Origin of the sequence: Cupriavidus alkaliphilus (genome assembly GCF_014191175.1) — a bacterium.
Taxonomy (GTDB): Bacteria; Pseudomonadota; Gammaproteobacteria; order Burkholderiales; family Burkholderiaceae; genus Cupriavidus; species Cupriavidus alkaliphilus.
This window is the reverse complement of record NZ_JACHWE010000001.1, coordinates 1,154,005-1,173,968: the sequence shown is the minus strand read 5'-3', so window position 1 is coordinate 1,173,968 and position 19,964 is coordinate 1,154,005. Positions and strand designations below refer to the sequence as shown.

Annotated in this window: 21 protein-coding genes and 1 tRNA gene; 11 read left to right on the top strand and 11 right to left on the bottom strand. The window is 69.2% G+C overall.

What is annotated here, in order from left to right; genetic code table 11:
* Positions 1 to 3: 3 nt before the first annotated feature.
* Genes FHX60_RS05600 through tsaB form a run of 4 tightly spaced genes read right to left on the bottom strand, consistent with a single transcriptional unit; the run spans position 4 to position 3,299 of the window.
* A complete protein-coding gene (locus tag FHX60_RS05600; protein ID WP_183282709.1) occupies positions 4 to 1,137 on the bottom strand; it encodes a DUF1853 family protein in 1,134 nt (377 codons plus the stop codon).
* Complete coding sequence (locus FHX60_RS05595) at positions 1,112 to 1,990, bottom strand: uracil-DNA glycosylase (protein WP_183282708.1); 879 nt, start codon at positions 1,988 to 1,990, stop codon at positions 1,112 to 1,114. The genes FHX60_RS05600 and FHX60_RS05595 overlap by 26 nt, the downstream gene beginning before the upstream one ends.
* Positions 1,987 to 2,547 carry a ribosomal protein S18-alanine N-acetyltransferase gene (gene rimI, locus FHX60_RS05590; protein WP_183282707.1) on the bottom strand — a complete coding sequence of 187 codons (561 nt, stop codon included), beginning with the start codon at positions 2,545 to 2,547 and terminating at the stop codon, positions 1,987 to 1,989. Before rimI ends, FHX60_RS05595 begins: the two co-directional genes overlap by 4 nt.
* A complete protein-coding gene (tsaB, locus tag FHX60_RS05585; RefSeq protein WP_183282706.1) occupies positions 2,544 to 3,299 on the bottom strand; it encodes a tRNA (adenosine(37)-N6)-threonylcarbamoyltransferase complex dimerization subunit type 1 TsaB in 756 nt (251 codons plus the stop codon). Before tsaB ends, rimI begins: the two co-directional genes overlap by 4 nt.
* A gap of 129 nt (positions 3,300 to 3,428) precedes the next feature.
* Between tsaB and FHX60_RS05580 the strand changes: the two genes are divergently transcribed.
* Entirely contained in the window at positions 3,429 to 3,698 is a 270-nt protein-coding gene (locus FHX60_RS05580) for an acyl-CoA-binding protein (RefSeq protein WP_012353003.1), read from the top strand.
* Positions 3,699 to 3,718: 20 nt separating this feature from the next.
* Here the strand turns inward: FHX60_RS05580 and FHX60_RS05575 are convergent, their stop codons facing one another.
* Positions 3,719 to 5,200, bottom strand: coding sequence for a DHA2 family efflux MFS transporter permease subunit (locus FHX60_RS05575; RefSeq protein WP_183282705.1), 1,482 nt, complete (start codon positions 5,198 to 5,200; stop codon positions 3,719 to 3,721).
* A complete protein-coding gene (locus tag FHX60_RS05570; protein WP_165835128.1) occupies positions 5,197 to 5,667 on the bottom strand; it encodes an SRPBCC family protein in 471 nt (156 codons plus the stop codon). The genes FHX60_RS05575 and FHX60_RS05570 overlap by 4 nt, the downstream gene beginning before the upstream one ends.
* 236 nt (positions 5,668 to 5,903) lie before the next feature.
* Here FHX60_RS05570 and FHX60_RS05565 point away from each other — a divergent pair, with 236 nt between their 5' ends.
* The 7 genes from FHX60_RS05565 (at position 5,904) to FHX60_RS05535 (ending at position 11,037) form a co-directional block, all read left to right on the top strand.
* Positions 5,904 to 6,311: a VOC family protein gene (locus tag FHX60_RS05565; RefSeq protein WP_112774168.1), complete on the top strand. Its 408-nt coding sequence runs from the start codon at positions 5,904 to 5,906 to the stop codon at positions 6,309 to 6,311.
* Between the two features lie 165 nt (positions 6,312 to 6,476).
* Positions 6,477 to 6,725 carry an AbrB/MazE/SpoVT family DNA-binding domain-containing protein gene (locus tag FHX60_RS05560; RefSeq protein WP_112774167.1) on the top strand — a complete coding sequence of 83 codons (249 nt, stop codon included), beginning with the start codon at positions 6,477 to 6,479 and terminating at the stop codon, positions 6,723 to 6,725.
* Positions 6,719 to 7,039: a type II toxin-antitoxin system PemK/MazF family toxin gene (locus FHX60_RS05555; protein WP_111517828.1), complete on the top strand. Its 321-nt coding sequence runs from the start codon at positions 6,719 to 6,721 to the stop codon at positions 7,037 to 7,039. Before FHX60_RS05560 ends, FHX60_RS05555 begins: the two co-directional genes overlap by 7 nt.
* 203 nt (positions 7,040 to 7,242) lie before the next feature.
* Positions 7,243 to 8,052 (top strand): MetQ/NlpA family ABC transporter substrate-binding protein, encoded by an 810-nt coding sequence (locus tag FHX60_RS05550; protein WP_092308792.1) that lies wholly within the window; start codon positions 7,243 to 7,245, stop codon positions 8,050 to 8,052.
* Between the two features lie 116 nt (positions 8,053 to 8,168).
* A tRNA-Leu gene (locus tag FHX60_RS05545) sits at positions 8,169 to 8,255 on the top strand.
* Between the two features lie 302 nt (positions 8,256 to 8,557).
* Complete coding sequence (locus tag FHX60_RS05540; protein ID WP_183282704.1) at positions 8,558 to 10,111, top strand: serine hydrolase; 1,554 nt, start codon at positions 8,558 to 8,560, stop codon at positions 10,109 to 10,111.
* Positions 10,112 to 10,167: 56 nt separating this feature from the next.
* The gene (locus FHX60_RS05535) at positions 10,168 to 11,037 is read left to right on the top strand and encodes a metal-dependent hydrolase (protein WP_260163468.1); all 870 of its coding nucleotides are present in this window, start codon (positions 10,168 to 10,170) and stop codon (positions 11,035 to 11,037) included.
* A gap of 9 nt (positions 11,038 to 11,046) precedes the next feature.
* Here the strand turns inward: FHX60_RS05535 and FHX60_RS05530 are convergent, their stop codons facing one another.
* A complete protein-coding gene (locus tag FHX60_RS05530; RefSeq protein WP_183282703.1) occupies positions 11,047 to 12,150 on the bottom strand; it encodes a mandelate racemase/muconate lactonizing enzyme family protein in 1,104 nt (367 codons plus the stop codon).
* A 293-nt stretch (positions 12,151 to 12,443) separates the two neighbouring features.
* On the opposite strand from FHX60_RS05530, the gene FHX60_RS05525 reads away from it, so the two are divergent.
* Positions 12,444 to 13,874 carry a hypothetical protein gene (locus tag FHX60_RS05525; RefSeq protein WP_146748175.1) on the top strand — a complete coding sequence of 477 codons (1,431 nt, stop codon included), beginning with the start codon at positions 12,444 to 12,446 and terminating at the stop codon, positions 13,872 to 13,874.
* 98 nt (positions 13,875 to 13,972) lie between these two features.
* Here the strand turns inward: FHX60_RS05525 and FHX60_RS27655 are convergent, their stop codons facing one another.
* On the bottom strand, positions 13,973 to 14,728 hold the full coding sequence (locus FHX60_RS27655) for a helix-turn-helix transcriptional regulator (protein WP_112774161.1): 756 nt from the start codon (positions 14,726 to 14,728) through the stop codon (positions 13,973 to 13,975).
* A 169-nt stretch (positions 14,729 to 14,897) separates the two neighbouring features.
* On the bottom strand, positions 14,898 to 15,380 hold the full coding sequence (locus FHX60_RS05515; RefSeq protein ID WP_181486964.1) for a DUF1801 domain-containing protein: 483 nt from the start codon (positions 15,378 to 15,380) through the stop codon (positions 14,898 to 14,900).
* A 91-nt stretch (positions 15,381 to 15,471) separates the two neighbouring features.
* On the opposite strand from FHX60_RS05515, the gene FHX60_RS05510 reads away from it, so the two are divergent.
* The gene (locus tag FHX60_RS05510; RefSeq protein ID WP_183282842.1) at positions 15,472 to 15,891 is read left to right on the top strand and encodes a DUF1801 domain-containing protein; all 420 of its coding nucleotides are present in this window, start codon (positions 15,472 to 15,474) and stop codon (positions 15,889 to 15,891) included.
* Positions 15,892 to 15,903: 12 nt separating this feature from the next.
* Here the strand turns inward: FHX60_RS05510 and FHX60_RS05505 are convergent, their stop codons facing one another.
* Positions 15,904 to 16,890, bottom strand: a complete 987-nt coding sequence (locus FHX60_RS05505) for a Bug family tripartite tricarboxylate transporter substrate binding protein (RefSeq protein ID WP_112774158.1) — start codon at positions 16,888 to 16,890, stop codon at positions 15,904 to 15,906.
* A gap of 65 nt (positions 16,891 to 16,955) precedes the next feature.
* Positions 16,956 to 17,912: a LysR family transcriptional regulator gene (locus FHX60_RS05500; RefSeq protein ID WP_183282702.1), complete on the bottom strand. Its 957-nt coding sequence runs from the start codon at positions 17,910 to 17,912 to the stop codon at positions 16,956 to 16,958.
* A gap of 234 nt (positions 17,913 to 18,146) precedes the next feature.
* On the opposite strand from FHX60_RS05500, the gene FHX60_RS05495 reads away from it, so the two are divergent.
* Positions 18,147 to 19,910 carry an ABC transporter ATP-binding protein/permease gene (locus FHX60_RS05495; protein WP_112774156.1) on the top strand — a complete coding sequence of 588 codons (1,764 nt, stop codon included), beginning with the start codon at positions 18,147 to 18,149 and terminating at the stop codon, positions 19,908 to 19,910.
* Positions 19,911 to 19,964 lie beyond the last annotated feature (54 nt).

Genomic DNA, 19,964 nt, shown 5'->3' with positions numbered 1-19,964 from the left:
GCATCAGGCGTCGGCCTGCCCCGCCTGCGCGCCTGCCCGCGGCGGCTCTTCGGTGCGCGCCAGCGCCCGCTCCTGCCATCCCGGCGGTACCACGAACCCGCGCGAGCATTCGCGCCACCAGCCCGGCGCCTGCGGCCCGGCCGGTTCCAGCTCGCACAGCATTACCGGCGACTCGCGGCGCCAGCCGTGGTCATGGCGCGGATCGGCAAAGCGCTGCGCCAGCAGCGCGTGCAGCGTGGCGGCGTCGGCCGTGCCGGCTTCCGGCACCAGCGCGCCGGACAGCCACCCGGTACGCGGCAGGCGACACCAGCGCAGGCCCGGGCGCGCCCTGGCGCGCCCGGCCCAGGCATCGAGCGTCGACCACCAGCCGTGCAGGTGGTCCGGCGCGATCCCCAGCGTCTCCAGACCGGCCGGCACCTGGCCGTCGCGATAGAACAGCCAGCCCAGCAGGTAGACCTCGCTGCGGTCCACGGTATGGCCCAGCGCGGCCCGCGCTTCGGCGGTATGCCCGAGCGGCAGCTGGCGGTGCACGATATGGCCGAGCTTGTCGCCGAGGCGGTCGACCAGGTTCGGGCCGACGAAATCCTGCGCCCGCGGCGGCTGGTGGCCGCCCGCCGCCATCAGGTAGAACTTGGCCGCCATCTCCCAGTGCACCACCGCACCCGAGTCCAGCTCGCGCCAGACGAAATCCAGTTCGCCCAGCGTGCGCACGCCGTGCCGGCCGGCGCGCCGCACCGGCACGTTGGCGGCCAGCAGCGACAGCCCCTGCATATGGCGCAGGGCAAACTGCAGCAGCCGCTCGGCATGCCGCCCCAGTCGCAGGCTGCGGTTGGCGGGATCGGGGTCGGCATCGGCGCAGGGCACGGCGTGGCCGTCGGCCAGTTCGTCGATGGTGGCTGGCAGCGCGGCGGGATCCGCGCCTTCGAGCCAGCGCTGCCAGGCCTCGAGGGTGCCGGCCGGCCAGCGCGCCAGCGCGGCCCCCGACACCGCGTCCAGCAGCGGCGGCGACAGCGTGGTCCAGGCCAGGTCGCGCGCGCGTGCCGACGCAGCGCGGCGCCACAGCGGCGCGTGCGGCGGCCCATGGCCGTCGCCGCCGCGGGTCAGCGAGAGGTCAGGCCCCAGCTCCCGCACGGTCATGGACCTCACGGGCCAGGCACAGGTCTTCCCAGGCGCGCGCCTTGTCGGTCAGCGTGCGCAGCAGGTAGGCGGGATGGTAGGTCACCACCACGGGGATGCCCTCATACGCATGCACGGTGCCGCGCAGCTTGCCGATGGGCGTGGTGGTGCGCAGCAGCGATTGCGCGGCGAAGCGGCCCAGCACCACGATTACGCGGGGCCTGACCAGCGCGATCTGCCGGCGCAGGAAGGGCTCGCACTGCGCCACCTCTTCCGGTTCCGGATTGCGGTTGCCGGGCGGGCGGCACTTGAGCACGTTGGCGATGAACACATTGCGCCCGCGCGCCAGCCCGAGCGCGCCGAGCATGTTGTCGAGCAGCTTGCCGGCCTGGCCGACGAAGGGCTCGCCCTGCAGGTCTTCGTTCTCGCCGGGGGCTTCGCCCACCAGCATCCATTCCGCCTGGCGGTCACCCACGCCGAAGACGGTATTGGTGCGGGTCTGGCACAGCCCGCAGGCGGTGCAGCCGGCCACGGCCGCATCCAGTGCCGGCCAGTCCATTACGGCAATGGCAGCTTCGCGCTCCGCCTGCGCCGAGCCCGGCGCCGGCCCGGCGGGAACCAGCGCAGGAACGGCGGGCGCCCGGGCTGCCGGCTGCACCGCCGGCGCCGACAAGGGCTGTACAGCCTCGGCTGCCGCCGCAGCGGCGGGAGCAGCCTGAGCCGCCGTCGTGGCCACGGGCGCCTGCGCGACCGGCATCGCGGCCGGCGCGGGCGCCAGGGCGGGCACCGCTTCTGCCAGGGCGTCGTTGCGCGCGCGCGGCACCCATTCGGTGGCGATCCCCAGCACCTCGAGGAACTGTGCCCGGCGGCTCATGCCTGGCCCTCCGTGCCCTCGTTGGCGGCATCCTGCGCCGCCCAGGCGCGGCGCAGCACCAGCGCGTCTTCGCGCTTGCCGCCCGGCGCCGGGTAATAGCCCTTGCGGCGGCCGATCTCGGCAAACCCGGCCGCCTGGTACAGCGCGATCGCCCCGGCATTGGAGGGCCGCACCTCCAGCAGCATGGTGTGGATGCGGTGCGCGTGCGAGGTCGCCAGCACCACCGCGAGCATCAGGCGCCCGAGCCCCTGGCGCTGGCGCTGCGGCTCGACCGTGATGTTGAGCAGGTGCATTTCATCGACCACCGGCATCAGCACGGCGTAGGCCACCAGCGTGCCCGCCGGATCGCGCAGCGTCAGCCCGAGATGCCCCGACTTGACCGAGTTCTCGAAATTGCCGCGCGTCCACGGATGGCTGTAGGCGCGCGCCTCGATGCCCGCCACCGCCTGCAGGTCCAGCGCGCTCATGCGGCCCAGCGACCAGCCCTCGGGCAACACCGGCATGGCCGGCACCTCGGGCCAGTCGTGGCGGTCCGCGAGGGGATACGCGGCGCTCACGATGCGCTCCCGGGCCGGGCCGCCGCGCGCGCCGCCGCAACGGCCTCGCGTTCGGCGATGGTCTGGGCGACCTTGTCGCGCAGGTAGACCGGCATGGCCTGGTCAGCGTCGATGGCCTCGCCGCGCGCCAGCGCGCGCAGCGCGAGGGCAACCGTCGGCTGCGCATGGGGCATCGCCTCGGGCAGCACGCGGGCGGCGCGGCCGAGGCCCGCCAGGCGTTCGCCAAACACCGTGGAGGCGTTGCCGGCCAGCCAGAATTCGCCGGCGGGCAAGGCCACGGTTTCCGGCGCGCCGACCTGCATCGGCGTGAGTTCCGCCCACGCCTGCGCGGCCGCGTCCCAGCCGAAGGCCGCCGCATAGGCCTCGTCCATGCGCGCATCCAGCGCCACCAGCACCGCGGTGCCGTCCGGCAGCGCCGGCGTGGCGGCGCGGGCGCGTTCGGCGCAGGCCATCAGCGTATTGACCGGCACCACCGGCAGGCCGGCGCCGAACGCCAGCCCCTGCGCCACGCCGCAGGCGGTGCGCAGGCCGGTGAACGAGCCCGGGCCGGCGCCAAAGGCGATGGCCGCGCAATCGGCCAGCGCAATGCCGGCTTCGGCCAGCAATTCGCCGGCAGCCGGCAGCACGCGCGCCGACGAGCGTGCGCCGGTGTGCTCATGGCGCACCAGGCACTCGAGGCCGGCGCCTGCCGCGCGTCCGAGCGCGACCGAGCACCACTCCGTAGAAGTTTCGACAGCAAGAATCCAGGACATGGCGCGATTGTAGCCGTTGGGCCCGGAATCGAGGGCTTCTTCGGTTTTATACGGACGGCGCGGCCGCGGGGGGCGGCTATCATCGGGCTGCATTTTCGCAATCCAAGACAGTCCACACGGAGGAACCCCATGAGCGACCTGCAGGCACGCTTCGAACAGGCCCAGATCGACGTCAAGCAACTGAGCGAGCGCCCCAGCAATATGTCCCTGCTGCGCCTGTACGCGCTGTTCAAGCAAGGCAGCGAGGGCGATGCGCACGGCGACAAGCCCGGCATGACCGATTTCGTCGGCCGCTACAAGTTCGAGGCGTGGGAAGCGCTGCGCGGCACCGCGCGCGAACAGGCGATGGAGCAGTACATCGCGCTGGTGGAAGAACTGCGCAGCGGCGCCGCCAGCTGAATGTTTCCGGCGCGGCGGCCTCAGGCCGCCGGCGCCGGACGCGGCCGGATGCGCCAGGCCGCCAGCATCGCACTGGCGATCACCACGCCCACCGCGAGGAAGGTCTCGTCGAAGGCGCGGATGCGCGCCGCCTGGAGCGCGCTGTCGCCGGCCTGGCCCAGCAACGCGCCATGCTCGGCCAGGCGCCATTGCAGCCCTACCCCCGCCAGGCTCACGCCAATGGCGCCGCCGAGCTGGCGCAGGAAGTTGATGCAGCTCGAACCCTGCGCGATCAGCGTGAAGTCCACGCCGCGCATCGCGCCCAGCGTCAGCGACGGCAGGATGCAGCCCAGGCCGATCCGCCCCAGCACCGCCAGCGCCACCAGCACCAGGTACGGGGTCGCGCGCGAGCCCAGCGCCATCAGCAGGAACGACAACGACAGCAGCGCCAGCCCGAACGACACCTGCACATGCGGCGGGATCCGGTGCGTGAAGCGACCCGCCACCGCAATCGTCAGCGCCAGCACCACGCCCGCCGGGAACAGCACCAGGCCCGCGCGCGACGGCGTGTACTCCAGCGCCATCTGCATATAGACCGGCAACAGGTAGGTCGAGCCGAACAGGCCCGCGCCATAGATGAAGGCCACCACCGCCCCGGCCGCGAACTGCCGGTAGCTGTAGAGCCGCATATTCATCAGCGGGTACGCCGCGCGCAGCTGCCACATCACGAAGGCCGCCAGCATCAGCACGCCAAAGCCCGACAGCGCCAGTCCCGCGGGCACGCTCTCGCGCATCTCCACCACGCCGTTGAGCAGGCTGACGGTGGCGATGCCGGCCAGGGCCAGCCCGCGCCAGTCCAGCGGCTGGCGCTCGCCCATCATGATCGAGTCCACCGCCATGAAGCGGCGCGCCATCAGCACGGCCAGCAGCGTCAGCGGCACCACCACGAAGAAGATCGAGCGCCAGCCGAAGGCCTCGACCAGGAAGCCGCCCAGGCTCGGCCCCAGCGCCGGCGCCAGCACCACGCCGAAGCCGAACATGCTGATCGCCTTGCCCTGCTCGCGCTCTTCAAAGACGCGCAGGATCAGGATATTGGGCAGCGGCTGCATGATGCCCGCGGCGATGCCCTCGGCCACGCGCATGGCGATCATCACGCCGTAGGTCGGCGAGAAACCGCCCACCAGTCCGCCCGCGCCCAGCAGCAGAGACGCGCCCAGGAACGTGCGCCGCAGCCCGTAGCGGTTCAGCAGCCAGGGAGTCAGCAGCATCGACAGCGTCATCGCGATCATGAAGCTGGCCGCGACCCATTGCGCGCGCTCCTGACCCAGCACGAAGTGCCGGCTCAGGTCGGGAATGGCCACATTGACGATGGTGGACGAGACGATCGACGAGATCGTGCCCAGCATCAGCGTCGCCAGCACCAGCCAGCGCAGCCGTTCGCCGTAGCGCTCGCGCAGCGCCTGCCGGGTCGGCAGAGCCGGCCGCTGGCCGGAACCCTCCGGCGTGGCGGGGCCCTCGCTCACCCCAGCCGCCCGGTATCGGCGATCTCGCGGATCTTGCGAACGGTGTCGATGTCGGCCGCGTGGTAGGCGGACTTGACGATCTCGGCGTAGCGGTCGTCGCCGCTGGCGTCGACGGCCGGCATGGTGGTGTCGTAGATAAAGCGCAGCAGCAGCGCGCCCGGCGCCGGGGTCTCGATGGCCATGGTCAGCGTGCCGCCGGCATGCTCGGCCGTGGCCGCGGTCTCGTAGCGCACCAGCCGGCGCGGCTCGTAAACCACATGATCTTCGATCGAAGCCTCGCCGAAATGCAGCACGCGGTCGATCCAGTTGTCGCCGCGGCCCACCACTTCGGCGCGGTCCAGGCCCAGCACGAAAAGCTCAGGAGATTCGGCGCGCAGCACCAGGCCCTGCCACACCTGCTCGGCCGTCAGCGGTTCCAGCTGCGGGTTGCCCGGATCATTGATCTCAACCAAGTGCTCAAAACGCAACTTCACTCTCCCATTTGCAATAAGTCGATATTATGAAGTCTCCGCGTATTCGCGAGACCTTTTTGTCTGCGCACTGCAACATGGGCCGACCCGGCCCTCTCGGATATCGGCCAGACTTGCGCCAACTGCAGCTCCCGGACGTCGCGCCCGGCTGAAACATCACTCCTGACAGCAGTTGTCAGGAGACCCGGCGCACAATGCGGCCGCTTTCACACGGAACGCTGCAGGAGGCTGTGATGGAGTTGCTGATCAATATCGATGTCGACGACCTGGCGCGCGGCATCGATTTCTACGCGCAAGGGCTGGGACTGCGGCTGGGCCGCAAGCTGTTCGACGGCTCAGTCGCCGAAATGCTGGGCGGCAATGCCCCGATCTACCTGCTCGCCAAGCCAGCGGGCACGCGCCCGACCACGCGCGCCGCGACCCGGCGCGACTATCGCCGCCACTGGACCCCGGTTCACCTCGATTTCGTCGTCGCCGACCTCGAGCAGGCCATCGAGCGCGCGCTCGAGGCCGGCGCCGAGATCGAAGACTGGCCCCAGGAATTTGCCTGGGGCCGGCAGGCCACGCTGGCGGACCCGTTCGGGCATGGGCTGTGTTTTATCGAATGGAAGGGCCAGGGCTACGGGACTGTCGCCGACTGAGCGGCCTCTCCACGCGGCGCGGGCGTTTTCGGACAATTCGCCTGTTGCCCGCTGCGCCGGGATGTCACATTTCCATCCAGCGTCGTGCCTGCCTGTTTCCTTGATGCCCGCGGTGTAATAACATTGTGCTGACGCCACGACTGGCCACACCATGAGCAACAAGACATGAAGGCAACGATCCGCAAGATGGGCAACTCGCAAGGTGTCCTGATTCCCAAGGCCATCCTGGCACAGCTGGGTCTGGAGAATGAAGTGGAAATGGAAATCGTGAATGACACGCTGGTGCTGCGCCGGCCCCGCCAGTCACCGCGGCAAGGCTGGGCCGAAGCCAGCCGGCAGATCGCCGCGGCCGGCGACGACACCCTGGCGCTGGGCGAGCTGCCCAACGCCGACGACGCGGAGCTGAAATGGTAGCGCGTGGCGATGTCTGGCTGGTCGCGCTCGATCCCACCGTCGGCAGCGAGATCGAGAAGACGCGCCCCTGCGTCATCCTGTCGCCGCCCGAGATGCACGACTACCTGCGCACGGTGACGGTGGCGCCGATGACCACCGGCAGCCGGCCGGCACCGTTTCGCATCCCGGTGACCTTCCAGCGCAAGACCGGCCTGATCCTGCTGGATCAGCTGCGCACCGTCGACAAGTCCCGGCTGGTAAAGCGGGCCGGCGGCCTGAGTGACCGGACCGTGGCAGACACCTTGCGGACCTTGCGTGAAGTGTTTGCGGACTGAGTTGCGGCACCGGGGCATTTAATGCCGGCGGACGGGCGCCGCCTGGCTTCATAAGCTTATGAAAAAGAAATAGACGCCAGAATCGTCCGCGCCGCGCCGTCCGGACGCAATTGCGTTAATCTGTGCGCTCGCTCCGGACAGGCGATCCCTGCCCCGCGATTGCCTCTCACTCGCCACATCACAACAAGATCTTCACCACTCCTATGCGCACGTCTTTCATCAAGCGTTTGGCGGCAGCTGTGTCCGCCGTGGGTTTTATCGCCGCCGGCAGTGCCTCGGCCCAGGAACAGACCATCCGTGTCGGCACGGTCAGCGGACCGGACGCCGAAGTCTGGCAAGTGGTCCAGAAGGTGGCCAAGCGCAATGGCCTGAACGTGAAGGTCGTCGAGTTCAACGACTACGTCCAGCCCAACGCCGCGCTCGATGCCGGCGACCTCGACGCCAACAGCTTCCAGCACCAGCCGTACCTGGACAGCCAGGTGAAGCAGCGCGGCTACAAGATGCAGAGCGTGGGCTACACCTATATCTCGCCGCTGGGCATCTATTCGAAGAACCTGAAGTCGCCCAAGGACCTGCCGCAGGGTGCCAAGGTGGCGGTGCCCAACGACCCTTCCAATGAAAACCGCGCGCTGCTGTTGCTGCAGGCGCAAGGCGTGATCAAGCTCAAGGCCGGCGCCGGCACCAACGGTTCCAATGCCACGCCGCTGGACGTGGCCGAGAACCCCAGGAAGCTGAAGATCGTGGAACTGGACGCGGCCCAGCTGGCGCGCGCGCTGCCCGATGTCGGCGCCGCCGTGATCAACACCAACTACGCGCTCGCCGCCGGCATGCAGCCGACCAGGGACGCGATCGCGCTGGAAGACATCCACAGCCCGTACGCCAACATCATCGTGGTGCGCACCCAGGACAAGGACAAGCCGTGGGTCAAGAAGCTGGTGGCCGCGTACCAGTCGGAAGACGTGCGCCAGTTCATGAAGGCACAGTACAAGGGCGCGATGGTGCCGTCGTTCTGATCGCCGGCGGGCGCCCCGACCGATGCTGAGCGCGGTCGCCAAAGTTTTTTCGCACGGCGCCCGCGCAAGGGCTTGCAAATTCCGCCGCCTTCGGTAGAATTCGCGGCTCACCACCTGCCCAGGTGGCGGAATTGGTAGACGCACTAGGTTCAGGTCCTAGCGGTGGCAACACTGTGGAGGTTCGAGTCCTCTCCTGGGCACCACAATTCGAAAAAGGTCTGCGCATGCAGACCTTTTTTTTTCCGCCCAGGAAGAAAAGCGCTTGAGCGCTTTTCGCGAGGACGAGAAGGGCTGCGCTTGCCAGCGCAGCCGGGGTCGCGCATGCGTGACCGAGTCCTCTCCTGGGCACCAAGTTTTAAGCAAAAGGCCCGCGCGAAAGTGCGGGCCTTTTGCTTTGCAGCGCCGTCCATCATTCGCCGCCCGGCGATCGATCGCATACAGTAGTTCTACCTGGCCCCGACACTGCCGTGCCATGGCCTGTTCCGCCTCACAACGGAGAACTACCGTGGGCAAACTGCAAGAGCGTCGCCGTTTCCTGGGAGCCGCGCTGGGCGGCCTGCTGGTCCCCGCGCTGCCGGCGTGCGGCGGCGACGACGACGAGCCGCCGCCCGCGCCGCCCGAGCCGGTCCCCGCGGCACAGATCACTCAGGCCATCGCCCGGCTCGACCAGCTGGTCGCGGACCTGATGACCAGCTCACGCGTGCCCGGGATGGCGGTTGCGGTAGTGCGCGGCAACCAGACCGTTTACGCCAAGGGCTTCGGTCGCCGCCTGGTGACCGATCCTGCGCCGGTCGATGCCGACACGGTATTCCAGCTGGCCTCGGTGTCGAAGTCCATCGGCGCCACGGTGGTGGCGCGCCAGGTCGGCCGCGGCGGCATCGGCTGGGATACGCCGGTGCGCACGCACCTGCCCTGGTTCACGCTGGCCGATGCCGAGGTGTCGGCGGCCGTCACCATCGGCGACCTCTACGCCCACCGTTCCGGCCTGCCGGACCACGCCGGCGACCGTCTCGAAGACATGGGCTACGACCGCCAGCAAGTGCTGACGCGCCTGCGCTTCCTGCCGCTGCATCCGTTCCGCGCGGTCTACGCGTACACCAACTTCGGCATGACCGCGGCCGCCGAAGCCGTTGCCGTCGCCGCCGGCACCGACTGGGCCACGCTGTCGGAACAGGCGCTCTACCAGCCGCTGGGCATGACGCGCACCAGCTCGCGCTTTGCCGACTATGCCGCGCGCGACAACCGCGCGATCGGCCACGTGCGGGTCAACGGCAACTGGGTTCAGGGCACGGCGCGGATGCCCGATGCGCAATCGGCTGCGGGCGGCGTCAGTGCGTCGGTCAACGACATGGCGAAATGGCTGGCGATGCTGCTCGCCAAAGGCGAGTTCGGCGGGCAGCGGGTGGTCGACGCCGCCGCGCTGGCGCCCGCGGTGAGTCCGCAAATGCAGAGCACCCCGCCCGCCGGCGAGCGCCCTGCCGGCTACTATGGCTATGGCTTCAATGTCGGCACGACCGAACTGGGCCTGACCTCGCTCAACCACTCCGGCGCCTTCGCCCTGGGCGCCGCGACCAGCTTCATGGCGGTGCCTGAGCTCGACCTGGCGATCGTGACCCTGACCAACGCGCAGCCCATCGGCGTGCCGGAAACCCTGAGCGCCCAGTTCTTCGACCTGGCGCAATACGGCACCATCCGCCGCGACTGGGGCAAGCTCTATGGCGATGCGCTGGCACCGCTGCTGGAGCCGGAAGGCCGGCTGGTGGGGCAGCCGCGCCCGGCCAATCCGCTGCCGGCGCGCGCGCTGTCGGTCTACACCGGCACCTACCGCAACGATTACTACGGCCCGCTGCAGGTCGCCGACCAGGGCGGCACGCTGGTGATGACGCTCGGCGCGACGCCGCTGGTGCTGCCGCTGAGCCACTGGGACGGCGATATCTTCACCTTCACGCTCGACAATGAGAACGCCATGCCGGGCACGATCTCGCAGGCCGCGTTTTCCAGCGACCGCGTCTGGCTGGAGTTCTACGACCACGAAGGCCTGGGCATGTTTGCGCGCTAGCGGCCCGGGCTGCGTTGCGTATCGATCCGGCATCGATCCACTCACGGAGGCAGGACATGCTCAGACACCTTGGGATGATGCTAACCACCCTCTGCGCCCTGCTCGGCGCCTGTGCCGCGCCGACGCCCCCGGCGGACGCGCCGCGCCCGCTAGCGCCCGGCCAGCCCACCGCGGGCAAGACCGAAGTGCTGTGGCTGGGCCAGGCCGCCACGCGCATCACCACGCCGGGCGGCAAGGTCATCGTGATCGACCCGTGGCTGACCAACAATCCGAAAACCCCGCCCGGTTTCAGGCAGCTGTCCGCGCTCGGCAAGGTCGACCTGATCCTGGTCACGCATGCCCACAATGACCATCTGGGCGATACCCCCGCGCTGGCCCGGCTGAGCAACGCACCGGTGTACAACGGCGGCGGCCTGGGCCGGGCGCTGGTCAGCCTGGGCCTGGTGCCGGAGGCGCAGGTGCAGCGCTTCGGCAAGAGCGGCACGGTCATGCCGTTTGGCCCGGCGGGCCCGAAAATTACCGCGGTGCACGCGGAACACTCCTCGGAACTGGCGCTGAAGAACCCGGCCACGGGCAAGGACGAAACCCACTACGGCGGCGAGCCGGTGGGCTACATCATTGAAATGGAAAACGGCTTCCGCATCTGGCATATGGGCGATACCGGGCTGTTCGGCGACATGCGCCTGATCGGCGAGATCTACAAGCCGGATCTGGTGCTGATCCCGATCGGCGGGCATTCCACCATGGGACCGCAGGATGCCGCGATCGCCGTGCGCGACCTGATCCGGCCCCGCTTCGCGATCCCGATCCACTACCAGACCTCGCCGCAAGCGAGCGGCACGCCGGAGGCATTCAGGACGGCGCTGGGCGCCGGTGCCGCGGCGAGCGTGATCGTGCCGCAGCCGGGAGAGAAGGTCGATTTCTGAGCGCCGGCGTCAGCCGACGCGGTAGCGCCGGATCACTTCCGAATCGGGGTCGACGCCCAGGCCCGGGCCCGCGGGTAGCGCGATCATGCCGTCGCGCGGCACCACGGCATTGCCAAGCACCTGTGCGGCCATGTCGAAGTACCGCCATTCGATCATGGCGTCGGCATCGCCCAGCGCCGCGGTGGCATGCATGGCGGCCAGCAGCCCGGGGCCGTCGTAGAAGGTATGGACCATGACCTGCGCGTTGTGCGCCCGGGCCAGGGCAAAGACATCGCGCAGGGCGCTGATGCCGCCCATCTTGGCCGGGCTGGGCTGCACCACGTCGACGGCACCGGCGCTCAGCAGCTGCTCGAATTCCATCAGCGTGGTGGCATTCTCGCCGGCGGCGAGCGGGATCGCGCAGCGCCGGCGCAGCGCCGCAAGGCCGGCGTAGTTCTCGGGCGGCCACAGCGGCTCTTCCAGCCACCTCAGCGACAAGGGCTGCAGCGCGTGGGCCATGTCGATGGCCTGATGCAGCGTCCATGGACAGTTCGTATCCAGCGTGATCTCGATATCCGGGCCCGCCGCCGCGCGCGCGGCGCGGATCACGGCCAGGTCGACTTCGTGCAGCTTCAGGCTGCGATAGCCATCGGCGATGGCGCGCCTGACGTTGACCGCGATCGCTTCGGCGTCGGCATAGCGGATCAGGCTGGCGTAGGCCGGGAGCTGCTCGCGCCGCGCCCCGCCTAGCAGCCGGTAGACGGGCAGCCCCGCCGCCTTGCCGCAGAGGTCCCACAGCGCGATATCGAGCGCCGACAGCCCATAGAACAAGGGCCCGCTGCGCCCGAACACATGGAAGCTGCGCTGCAGGTCGAGGCCGATCGCATCGATCTGGCTCGCGTCACGGCCGATGCAGGCCGGCGCCAGCATCTGCTCGATCGCCGCCCTGGCCACCGGAACGCCGACAAAGCCGAAGGTTTCGCCCCAGCCGACCAGGCCGTCATCGGTGCTCACCTTGAGCAGCAGCGAGTCGGCGGCCTGCATGCCGGCCCCGCCCCAGACGCCCGCGGCCGACACGCCGCCGACCGTGAACGGAATGCGCAGGGCGATGGCTTCGATGCTGGCGATCTTCATGGCGCGCTCCTTCCTGCCGCGGCGGGCCCGGCGACGCCGGTGCCCATGCCGCAGGACTTCAATATAGGCCAGAAGCCGGGTGGCCCGGCATGAGCGCGCCACCGCCGCGCGTTGCGGCCACCCTGTGGAATCCCACAGGGTCGGCGCGCCACCCTGCCCGCCTTTCACTATTCTCGCCCGTGGCAATTCGCGCCAGCCCCAGGCGCCGGGTCCGCTGCGGCCTCCACAGCGCCGTCATGCCGGCCCGGGCGCGAATTGATCGTTGAAGAACAAGATCCGAAAGGGAAGACTCAATGCGTAAGACAATTTTGCTGATGGCGGTTTGCGCGGCGCTGTCCGCGTGCGGCGGGGACGATAACAGCACGACACCGCAACCCAACTCCGGCAACCCTGGCACTCCGGGCACCCCCGGAACGCCTGGCAACCCCGGCAACCCCGGCACGCCCACGCCTGCGGGCTGGACCGATCCGGCGCCCTTCAGCGAGGCCGGCGCGGGCAATGTCAACGTCGCCATCGATGCCGCGGGCAACGCCATCGCGGTCTGGATGCAGCTCGATGCGGGCACCGCCAACGAAAGCGTGCTGGCAAGCCGCTACGTGCCGGGTTCCGGCTGGAGCGCGCCGGTGGCGCTGGAGAACGACGCTGCCGGCGCCACCGACGGTCCGCAGATCGCGATGGACCGCGCCAGCGGCCGCGCCATGGTGGTGTGGGCTCAGCTGACCAGCGCGGGCGCCTACGACATCTGGGCCAGGCCCTTCGATCCGGCCGCCGGCTGGGGCACGCTGGCGCGCATCGAGGCCGGCGCTGGCCTGGCCGCGCAGCCGCAGGTCGGCATGGACACCAGCGGCAACGCGATCGCGGTGTGGAGCCAGCGCGACGGTCAGTTCGGCCCGTTCAAGATCGTCGCGAACCGCTACACCGCCGCCGGCGGCTGGGGCACGGAATCGATGTTCGCGACCCCCAATGACACCGGCATCCAGAACCTGCGCCCGCAGGTTGCCGTGGCGCCCTCGGGCGAGGCGATTGCCGTGTGGGAACTGACCGACCTGGCCAGCAACGGCATCTGGACCAGCCGCTTCAGCGGCGGCAGCTGGGACGCGCCCAGCGAACTGGTGCGCGACGACAGCATCGACCGCTCGCTCGGCTATCCCGCCATCGCCATGGACGGCAGCGGCAACGCCACGCTGGTATGGGGCCAATCCGATGTCGCCAACGGCACCGCGGCAAGCACGCTCTACGCCAGGCGCTTTACCTCGGCCTGGCAGAACCCCGTCGCGGTGGCGCCGCCGGCGGCCGAAGCCTTTATCAGCAAGGCCCGGCTGTCGGTCAATGCGCGCGGCGACGCCATGGTGGCCTGGGGCCGCAGCGACAACACGCTGGTGGCCAGCGTGGCGCCGGCCAACGGCGCCTGGGGCACCGCGACCGTGCTGCTCGGCGCCAGCACGCGCACGCCCAGCCTGCCGACGGTCGGCCTGGACGGCGCCGGCAACGGCTTTGTCGCCTGGACCCAGGAGCCCGACGGCAGCAGCGTGGCCGACCTGTGGACCAACCGCTATGTCGCCGGCACCGGCTGGGGCACCGCTGCGCTGGGCGAGAGCTACGGCGACAGCGCCGCGATCCCCGCCCTGGCGGTTAACGAAAAAGGCAATGCGGCGCTGGTCTGGAACCAGTGGAGCGACGCCGGCACCCGTATCGCCGGCCGCTATTACACGCCGGCCAACTGACGCGCGCTTGTCGCGCTGGCTTCGAGCCCCGGGGGAGGTGTTGCCCCCGGGGCTTGTGCGCGTGAGCGGCAGACCGCCCGGTCAACGCCGCGGCGGTGTCAGATGGAAAGCAGCCCCAGCGCCACCGCGCGCGCGCAGGTGGCCTGGCGCCCGCGCGTATTGAGCTTGTCGGCGGCAACGTTCAGGTGGAAGTAGACGGTGCTCTCGCTGATGCCGAGGATGGTGGAGATCTCCCATGTGGTCTTGCCGATCGCCGCCCAGTGCAGGATCTCGCGCTGGCGCCGGCTCAGCGCCGGGCGCGCGGCGTCGCCTTGCAGCCGCCGCAGCGCCGAGTGCAGGCAGTGCGCAAAATAGCTCATCGGTGCCAGCGTGGTGCGCAGCGCGCGCAGGTCGGAGGTGGCATCGGTGGTCAGCGTCATGAAGGCCCAGTCTATTCCCGGCGTCCATAGCGGAATGGTCAGGCCCGCGTTGAGCCCGTGCTCGCCCGCGCTGCGCAGCAGCTTGCGCGCGCTCTGTCCGATATCGCGGCGCGTGTGGTCGACCTCGCCCAGCGCATTCCACGATGTCGCCGGCATGCCCGCGCGCACGTGCGCCACGCGCGCGTCGCCATCCTCGTGCCGCTTCGCGCGCAGCGGCTCGTAGCGCGCACGGGCCCAGTCCGCCGGGAAATCGTGGAAGCAGACGAAGTCGTTGTCGTCCTGCGGACCGAGCGCGGGCTGCTTCATGACGTAGGCATGGTGGTTGAAGCCCATGGCCCGGGCCGCGCGCAGCGCGACCTGTGCGACTTCCTGCGGCGTGCGCGCATTCAGCACGGTCTCGGCGTATTGCCAGTCACGGAGTGGATCTATCTTCATGCACTCTCCGGCAGGATGCGCGCCCGTCGCGGGTGCGATCGTGAAGACGCAGCCGAGCGGCAACTGGCCGCCGGCCGATGAAGCTTGCAAGGGTAGGTAAATTCCGGCGCCGATGGAACGCCCCGTTCGGGGGAAGCGCTTCGGCTCGCGCGGGCCGCGCGGCGCCTGGCTAAGGCTTCCACCCCGGCAGCGCCGCGGCCTGCCGGATCCAGTGCGCCAGCAGCGCCTCGTCGAAGTCCTCGCCTTCGTGGATATGGAAATAGCGCGTGTCCTTGTCCCTGGATTCGACCGGCGGCACGGGATCCAGCGACATGCCGCGGAAAAACGCCACCTTGATGTAGCGGGTCATGCAATGGAAGCTGAGAAACCAGCCCTGCCCCGCCCTGCCGTAGAACGGCGAATTCCAGCGCACCGCCTTGTTCACATCGGGCACGTTGCGCTCCACCAGTGCATCCAGGCGCCGGCCCGCGTCCTGCTTCCAGCCCGGCATCGCCGCGAGATAGGCTTGCACCGGCGCATCGCCATCGCCTTTCGGAATCTGCGGATTGCCGCCTGCCAGCAGCACCGGCTTGCCGGTGGCGGGCCGGGTGGCGGCTTTCCGCGGAGGCTTGCGCGCACCCCCTGCCGGGGTCCGGGACGTGCTGTTGGCCATGGATGAACTCCCCCGATTGACGTTGGTCGGCGAGACCGCACTGAGCGGCTATGATAAGCCGGTCAGCCAGAACCTTGAGGAACAAGCATCGATGAATCCGTCTGAACAGATCGACCAGCTGATCGCGGGCCTGGCCGACTGGCGCGGCCAGACCCTGGCCAGCCTGCGCAAGGCCATCCTCGCAGCCGACCGCGGCATCGTCGAGGAATGGAAATGGATGGGCAGCCCGGTATGGTCGCGCGACGGCATGATCGCCGTCGCCAACGCCCACAAGGCCAAGGTGAAAATTACCTTTACCAACGGCGCCAGCCTGCCCGACCCGGACCATCTTTTCAACGCCGGCCTGGGCGGCAACAAATGGCGGGCGATCGACCTGGCCGAGGGCGACAAGATCGACGCACGCGCGCTCAAGGCCCTGGTCCGCGCCGCGATCGCTTTCAACCAGGGCAAGGCGAAGACAAAAGCGCCGGCGCGCACCCGGGCAAAGGCCAGCCAGCAAGACGACGCGTGAAGCGCCGGAGGTTCAGCTTCCCTCGATCTTGAACCCGATATCCTTGATGAACTGCCCCCAGCGCGCATGGTCGGCGCGGATCTGCGTGGCGAACGCATCGGGCGTGACCGCCTGCGGCGGCAGCACGCCCACGCCCGCCAGCCGCTTCTGGTAGGCGGGATCGGCCAGCACCTTGCGCACCGCGGCGGAGACCGCCTCCACCGTCTCGCGGGGCATCGCCTTGGGGCCAAACAGCGCGAAATAGCCGCTCAACTGCTCCATCTCGGGGTAGCCCAGTTCGCGGAACGTAGGCGCGCCGGGCGCGAGTTCCGAGCGCTCCGGGATGGTGGTGGCCAGCACCTTGGTCTTGCCGGCCTGGTACAACGGCACGCCGGTGGTCAGGCCGTCAATCATCAGCGGCACCACGCCGCCAACCAGGTCCTGCGTGGCCGGCGCCGAACCCTTGTACAGCACCGGTTCGAGGTTGGTGCCGGCGAGCCGGTTGAACAGCAGCGGGCCGAAGTGCGACGACGTGCCCGGACCGTACGAGGCCGAGTGGATCGGCTTGCCCGGATTCGCCCTGGCGTAGGCGACCAGTTCCTTCAGCGTGTTATACGGCGCGTCCTTGTTGGCGGCCATCAGCACCGGCGCGCGGCCGAGTTCGGCGAGCGCGGTCAGGTCGGTCAAGGGATCGTAGGGCACGCGGTTGATATGCGCGCCCGAGGTGGCCGAAGAGCCCAGCGTCACCAGCAGGGTCTGGCCGTCGTTCTTTGCGCGGATCACGTCCTGCGTGGCCGGAATGGTGGCGCCGCCGGGCTTGTTCTCCACCACCACCGACTGCCCGGTCACGCGCGCGAGGTAGTCGGCGAACAGGCGCGCCACCACGTCGGTGCCGCCGCCGGGCGGATAGGCCACCACCAGCCGGATGGCGCGGGCGGGCCACTGCTGGGCCAGGGCGTGCGGCGCCACGCCGGCCGCCACCGCGAGTGCCGCGGTGCCAAGGAACTGTCGACGATCCATAGATGAAGTCTCCGCGTTATCGTTGTGCGCCGCACCGGCGGCAGGTCTTTCATCTTAGTGAGGGTTCAGGCCGGGGACACGCCCGGGTTTCCACCATGCGCGGCGTCGGCTGTGGCCCGCGGCGGCCCGAACCGTTCCGCATAGATGCCCGCCACCCAGTCGACAAAGACCCGTACGCGCGGCGCCAGCTGGCGGTGGAACGGATACAGCGCCGACACCGGCAGGTCCGGGCATGGCCAGGCTTCCAGCACCGGCACCAGCCGCCCGGCGCGCACATGGTCTTCGACGCGGAAGCGCGGCACCTGGATCAGGCCGCAGCCGGCCAGCGCCGCGCTGGTATAGCACTCGGCATCGCTGACCGAAATCCAGCCGCTGGCCCGGAACGCACGCACCTCGCCATCGACGGTCAGGGTGAACGGGTAGCGGTTGTCATGGTTGCGGGAAAAGAAGCCCACGCCGACGTGTTCGCCCAGCTGCGACGGATGCCGCGGCGTGCCGTGTGCCGCCAGGTACGCGGGGCTGGCGCACAGCACCTCGGGCATCTCCGCCAGGCGCCGCGCCACCAGCGACGAATCGCGCGGCCGGCCGGCGCGCACCACGCAATCGATGCCCTCGCCGATCAGGTCGACCAGGCGGTCGCCGCTGCTGATGACCAGGTCGATATGCGGATAACGCGCGCGGAACTCGCCGATGCGCGGCAGGATGATCAGCGTGGCATGGGTGCCATGCAGGTCCAGCCGCAGCGTGCCGCGCGGGTCGGCCACCTGGGTGCTGAGCGAGGTCTCGGCATCTTCCAGCGCCTGCAGCACACGCTTGCCGCGCTCATAGAAGGCCTGCCCGTCCAGCGTCGGGCGCACCTGCCGCGTGGTGCGCTCCAGAAGCCGCGCGCCGACGCGCGCCTCGAGTTCCTTGATCGCGTGGGTCGCCGTGGCGCGCGGCATGTCCAGCGCGCTGGCGGCGCGGGTGAACGAGCCCAGTTCCACGATCCGGGTGAAGAGTTGCAGCGCGTCGAAGCGGTCCATGCGGGGTCGGCCTGTGATGGGAAACGGACACCCGGGATTGGAATCAGCTTCGACGCCTGCGTCAAGCCACGGCCAGCGGCGCCTGGCGCCCGCCCGGGCCGGGCACGTGCAAAAGCGCCGGGCATCGATTTTGCTGGCCTATATTTCAATAGTCATTTTCCGCCGCGCCGCGCTCCCGGAGCCGTGCCGCCATGTGACGACAATGAAATCCGCTCAGCACCCCGGAGGTGGATTATGAGCGCCGTGCCTGAGCCGCAAGTGGCCGACAGCACTACGGCCGCCGGCAAACGCCCCGCCACGTCCACGCGGCACGTCTGGACCCGCTATTGGGTAATCGCCAAACCCTACTGGGTCTCGCAGGAGCGATGGAAAGCCGCCAGCCTGCTGCTGGTGCTGATCCTGCTGCTGCTGGGCCAGACCCAGGCCGAGGTGCTTATCAACGAGCAGACCGGCGAATTCACCTCGGCGCTGGCGGCGCGCGATGCCGACCGTTTCTGGGCCTCGATCCGCACCTGCCTGTACATCCTGATCGTCGCCATTCCCGTCTATGCGGTCTATTACTACATCCGCAACACGCTGGGCCTGCACTGGCGGCGCTGGATGACCCACCATTACCTGGACGGATATTTCAAGAACCGCATTTTCTACAAGCTCAATGCGGATGCCGGCATCGACAATCCCGACCAGCGCATCTCAGAGGATATCAACACCTTTACGCGGCAGTCGCTGTTCTTCCTGTCGATCGGCATCGGCGCGCTGCTGCAGCTGATTGCGTTCAGCGCGGTGCTGTGGATGATCTCCAGGGAACTGGTCTATTTCCTGGTGGTGTACGCGATCGCCGGCACCTTTGTCTCGATCGCCTGTTTCGGGCGGGTGCTGATCGGCCTGAACTTCTACCAGCTCAAGCGCGAGGCCGACTTCCGCTTCAGCCTGATCCGCGTGCGCGAGAACGCCGAGTCGATTGCGTTCTATCGCGGCGAGCCGCAGGAGTCCTCCCATGTCCGCGGGCGCTTCGGCAAGGCGTTCCAGAACTTCGAGCGGCTTATCAAGTGGCAGCTGGGGCTGAACATGTTCCAGTATGGCTATGGCTTCCTGACCATCCTGCTGCCCAGCGCGATCGTGGCCTCGCGCGTGCTGGACGGCGAGCTCGAGGTCGGCAGCGCGATCCGCGCCGCGGGCGCCTTCGCCGCCGTGCTGAACGCGCTGACGGTGATCGTCGACAACTTTGAAGACCTGAGCCGGTTCGTGGCCGGGCTCGATCGCCTGGACACGTTCTCCAGCACCCTGACCGGGAAAAAGACGACCGCGCCGCGGGCTGCCGCCACCATCGAGTCCCGCCAGGACTCGCGGCTCGCGCTAGAACATGTCACGCTGCAGACGCCCAACCAGGAGCGCACGCTGGTCACCGACCTGAGCGTGTCGATCCCTCCCGGCGAGGGACTGCTGATCGTCGGCGCCAGCGGCGGCGGCAAGAGTTCGCTGATGCGCGCGATCGCGGGCTTGTGGAACAGCGGCACCGGCCGCATCGTGCGGCCGGCGCCGCAGGACATGCTGTTCCTGCCGCAGCATCCCTACATGGTGGTCGGCAGCCTGCGCAGCCAGCTGCTCTACCCCAACCATGTCGGCCGGCACGTTGCCGACGACGAGCTGCAGCAATTGCTGGATACCGTCAACCTGCGCGACATCGCCGGCCGCTTCGGCGGACTCGACACGGAAGTGGACTGGAGCAAGGTGCTGTCGCTGGGCGAGCAGCAGCGGCTGACCATTGCGCGCGTGCTGCTGGCCAGGCCGCGCTATGTGATGCTGGACGAGGCCACCAGCGCCCTCGACATTAGCAACGAAGATGCGCTGTACCAGTTGCTGGCGGGCTTGCAGGCGACGCTGGTCAGCGTCAGCCACCGGCCCACGCTGCTGAAGTACCACCACCAGGTGCTGGAACTGCCGGGCGACGGCAGCTGGCGGCTGCATCCGGCAAAGGATTACCGATTCGGCTGGTAACGGGCGGGGCACCGGCAGCGGCGGCACGCGCCCGGATGCGTTGCGCTATGCTGA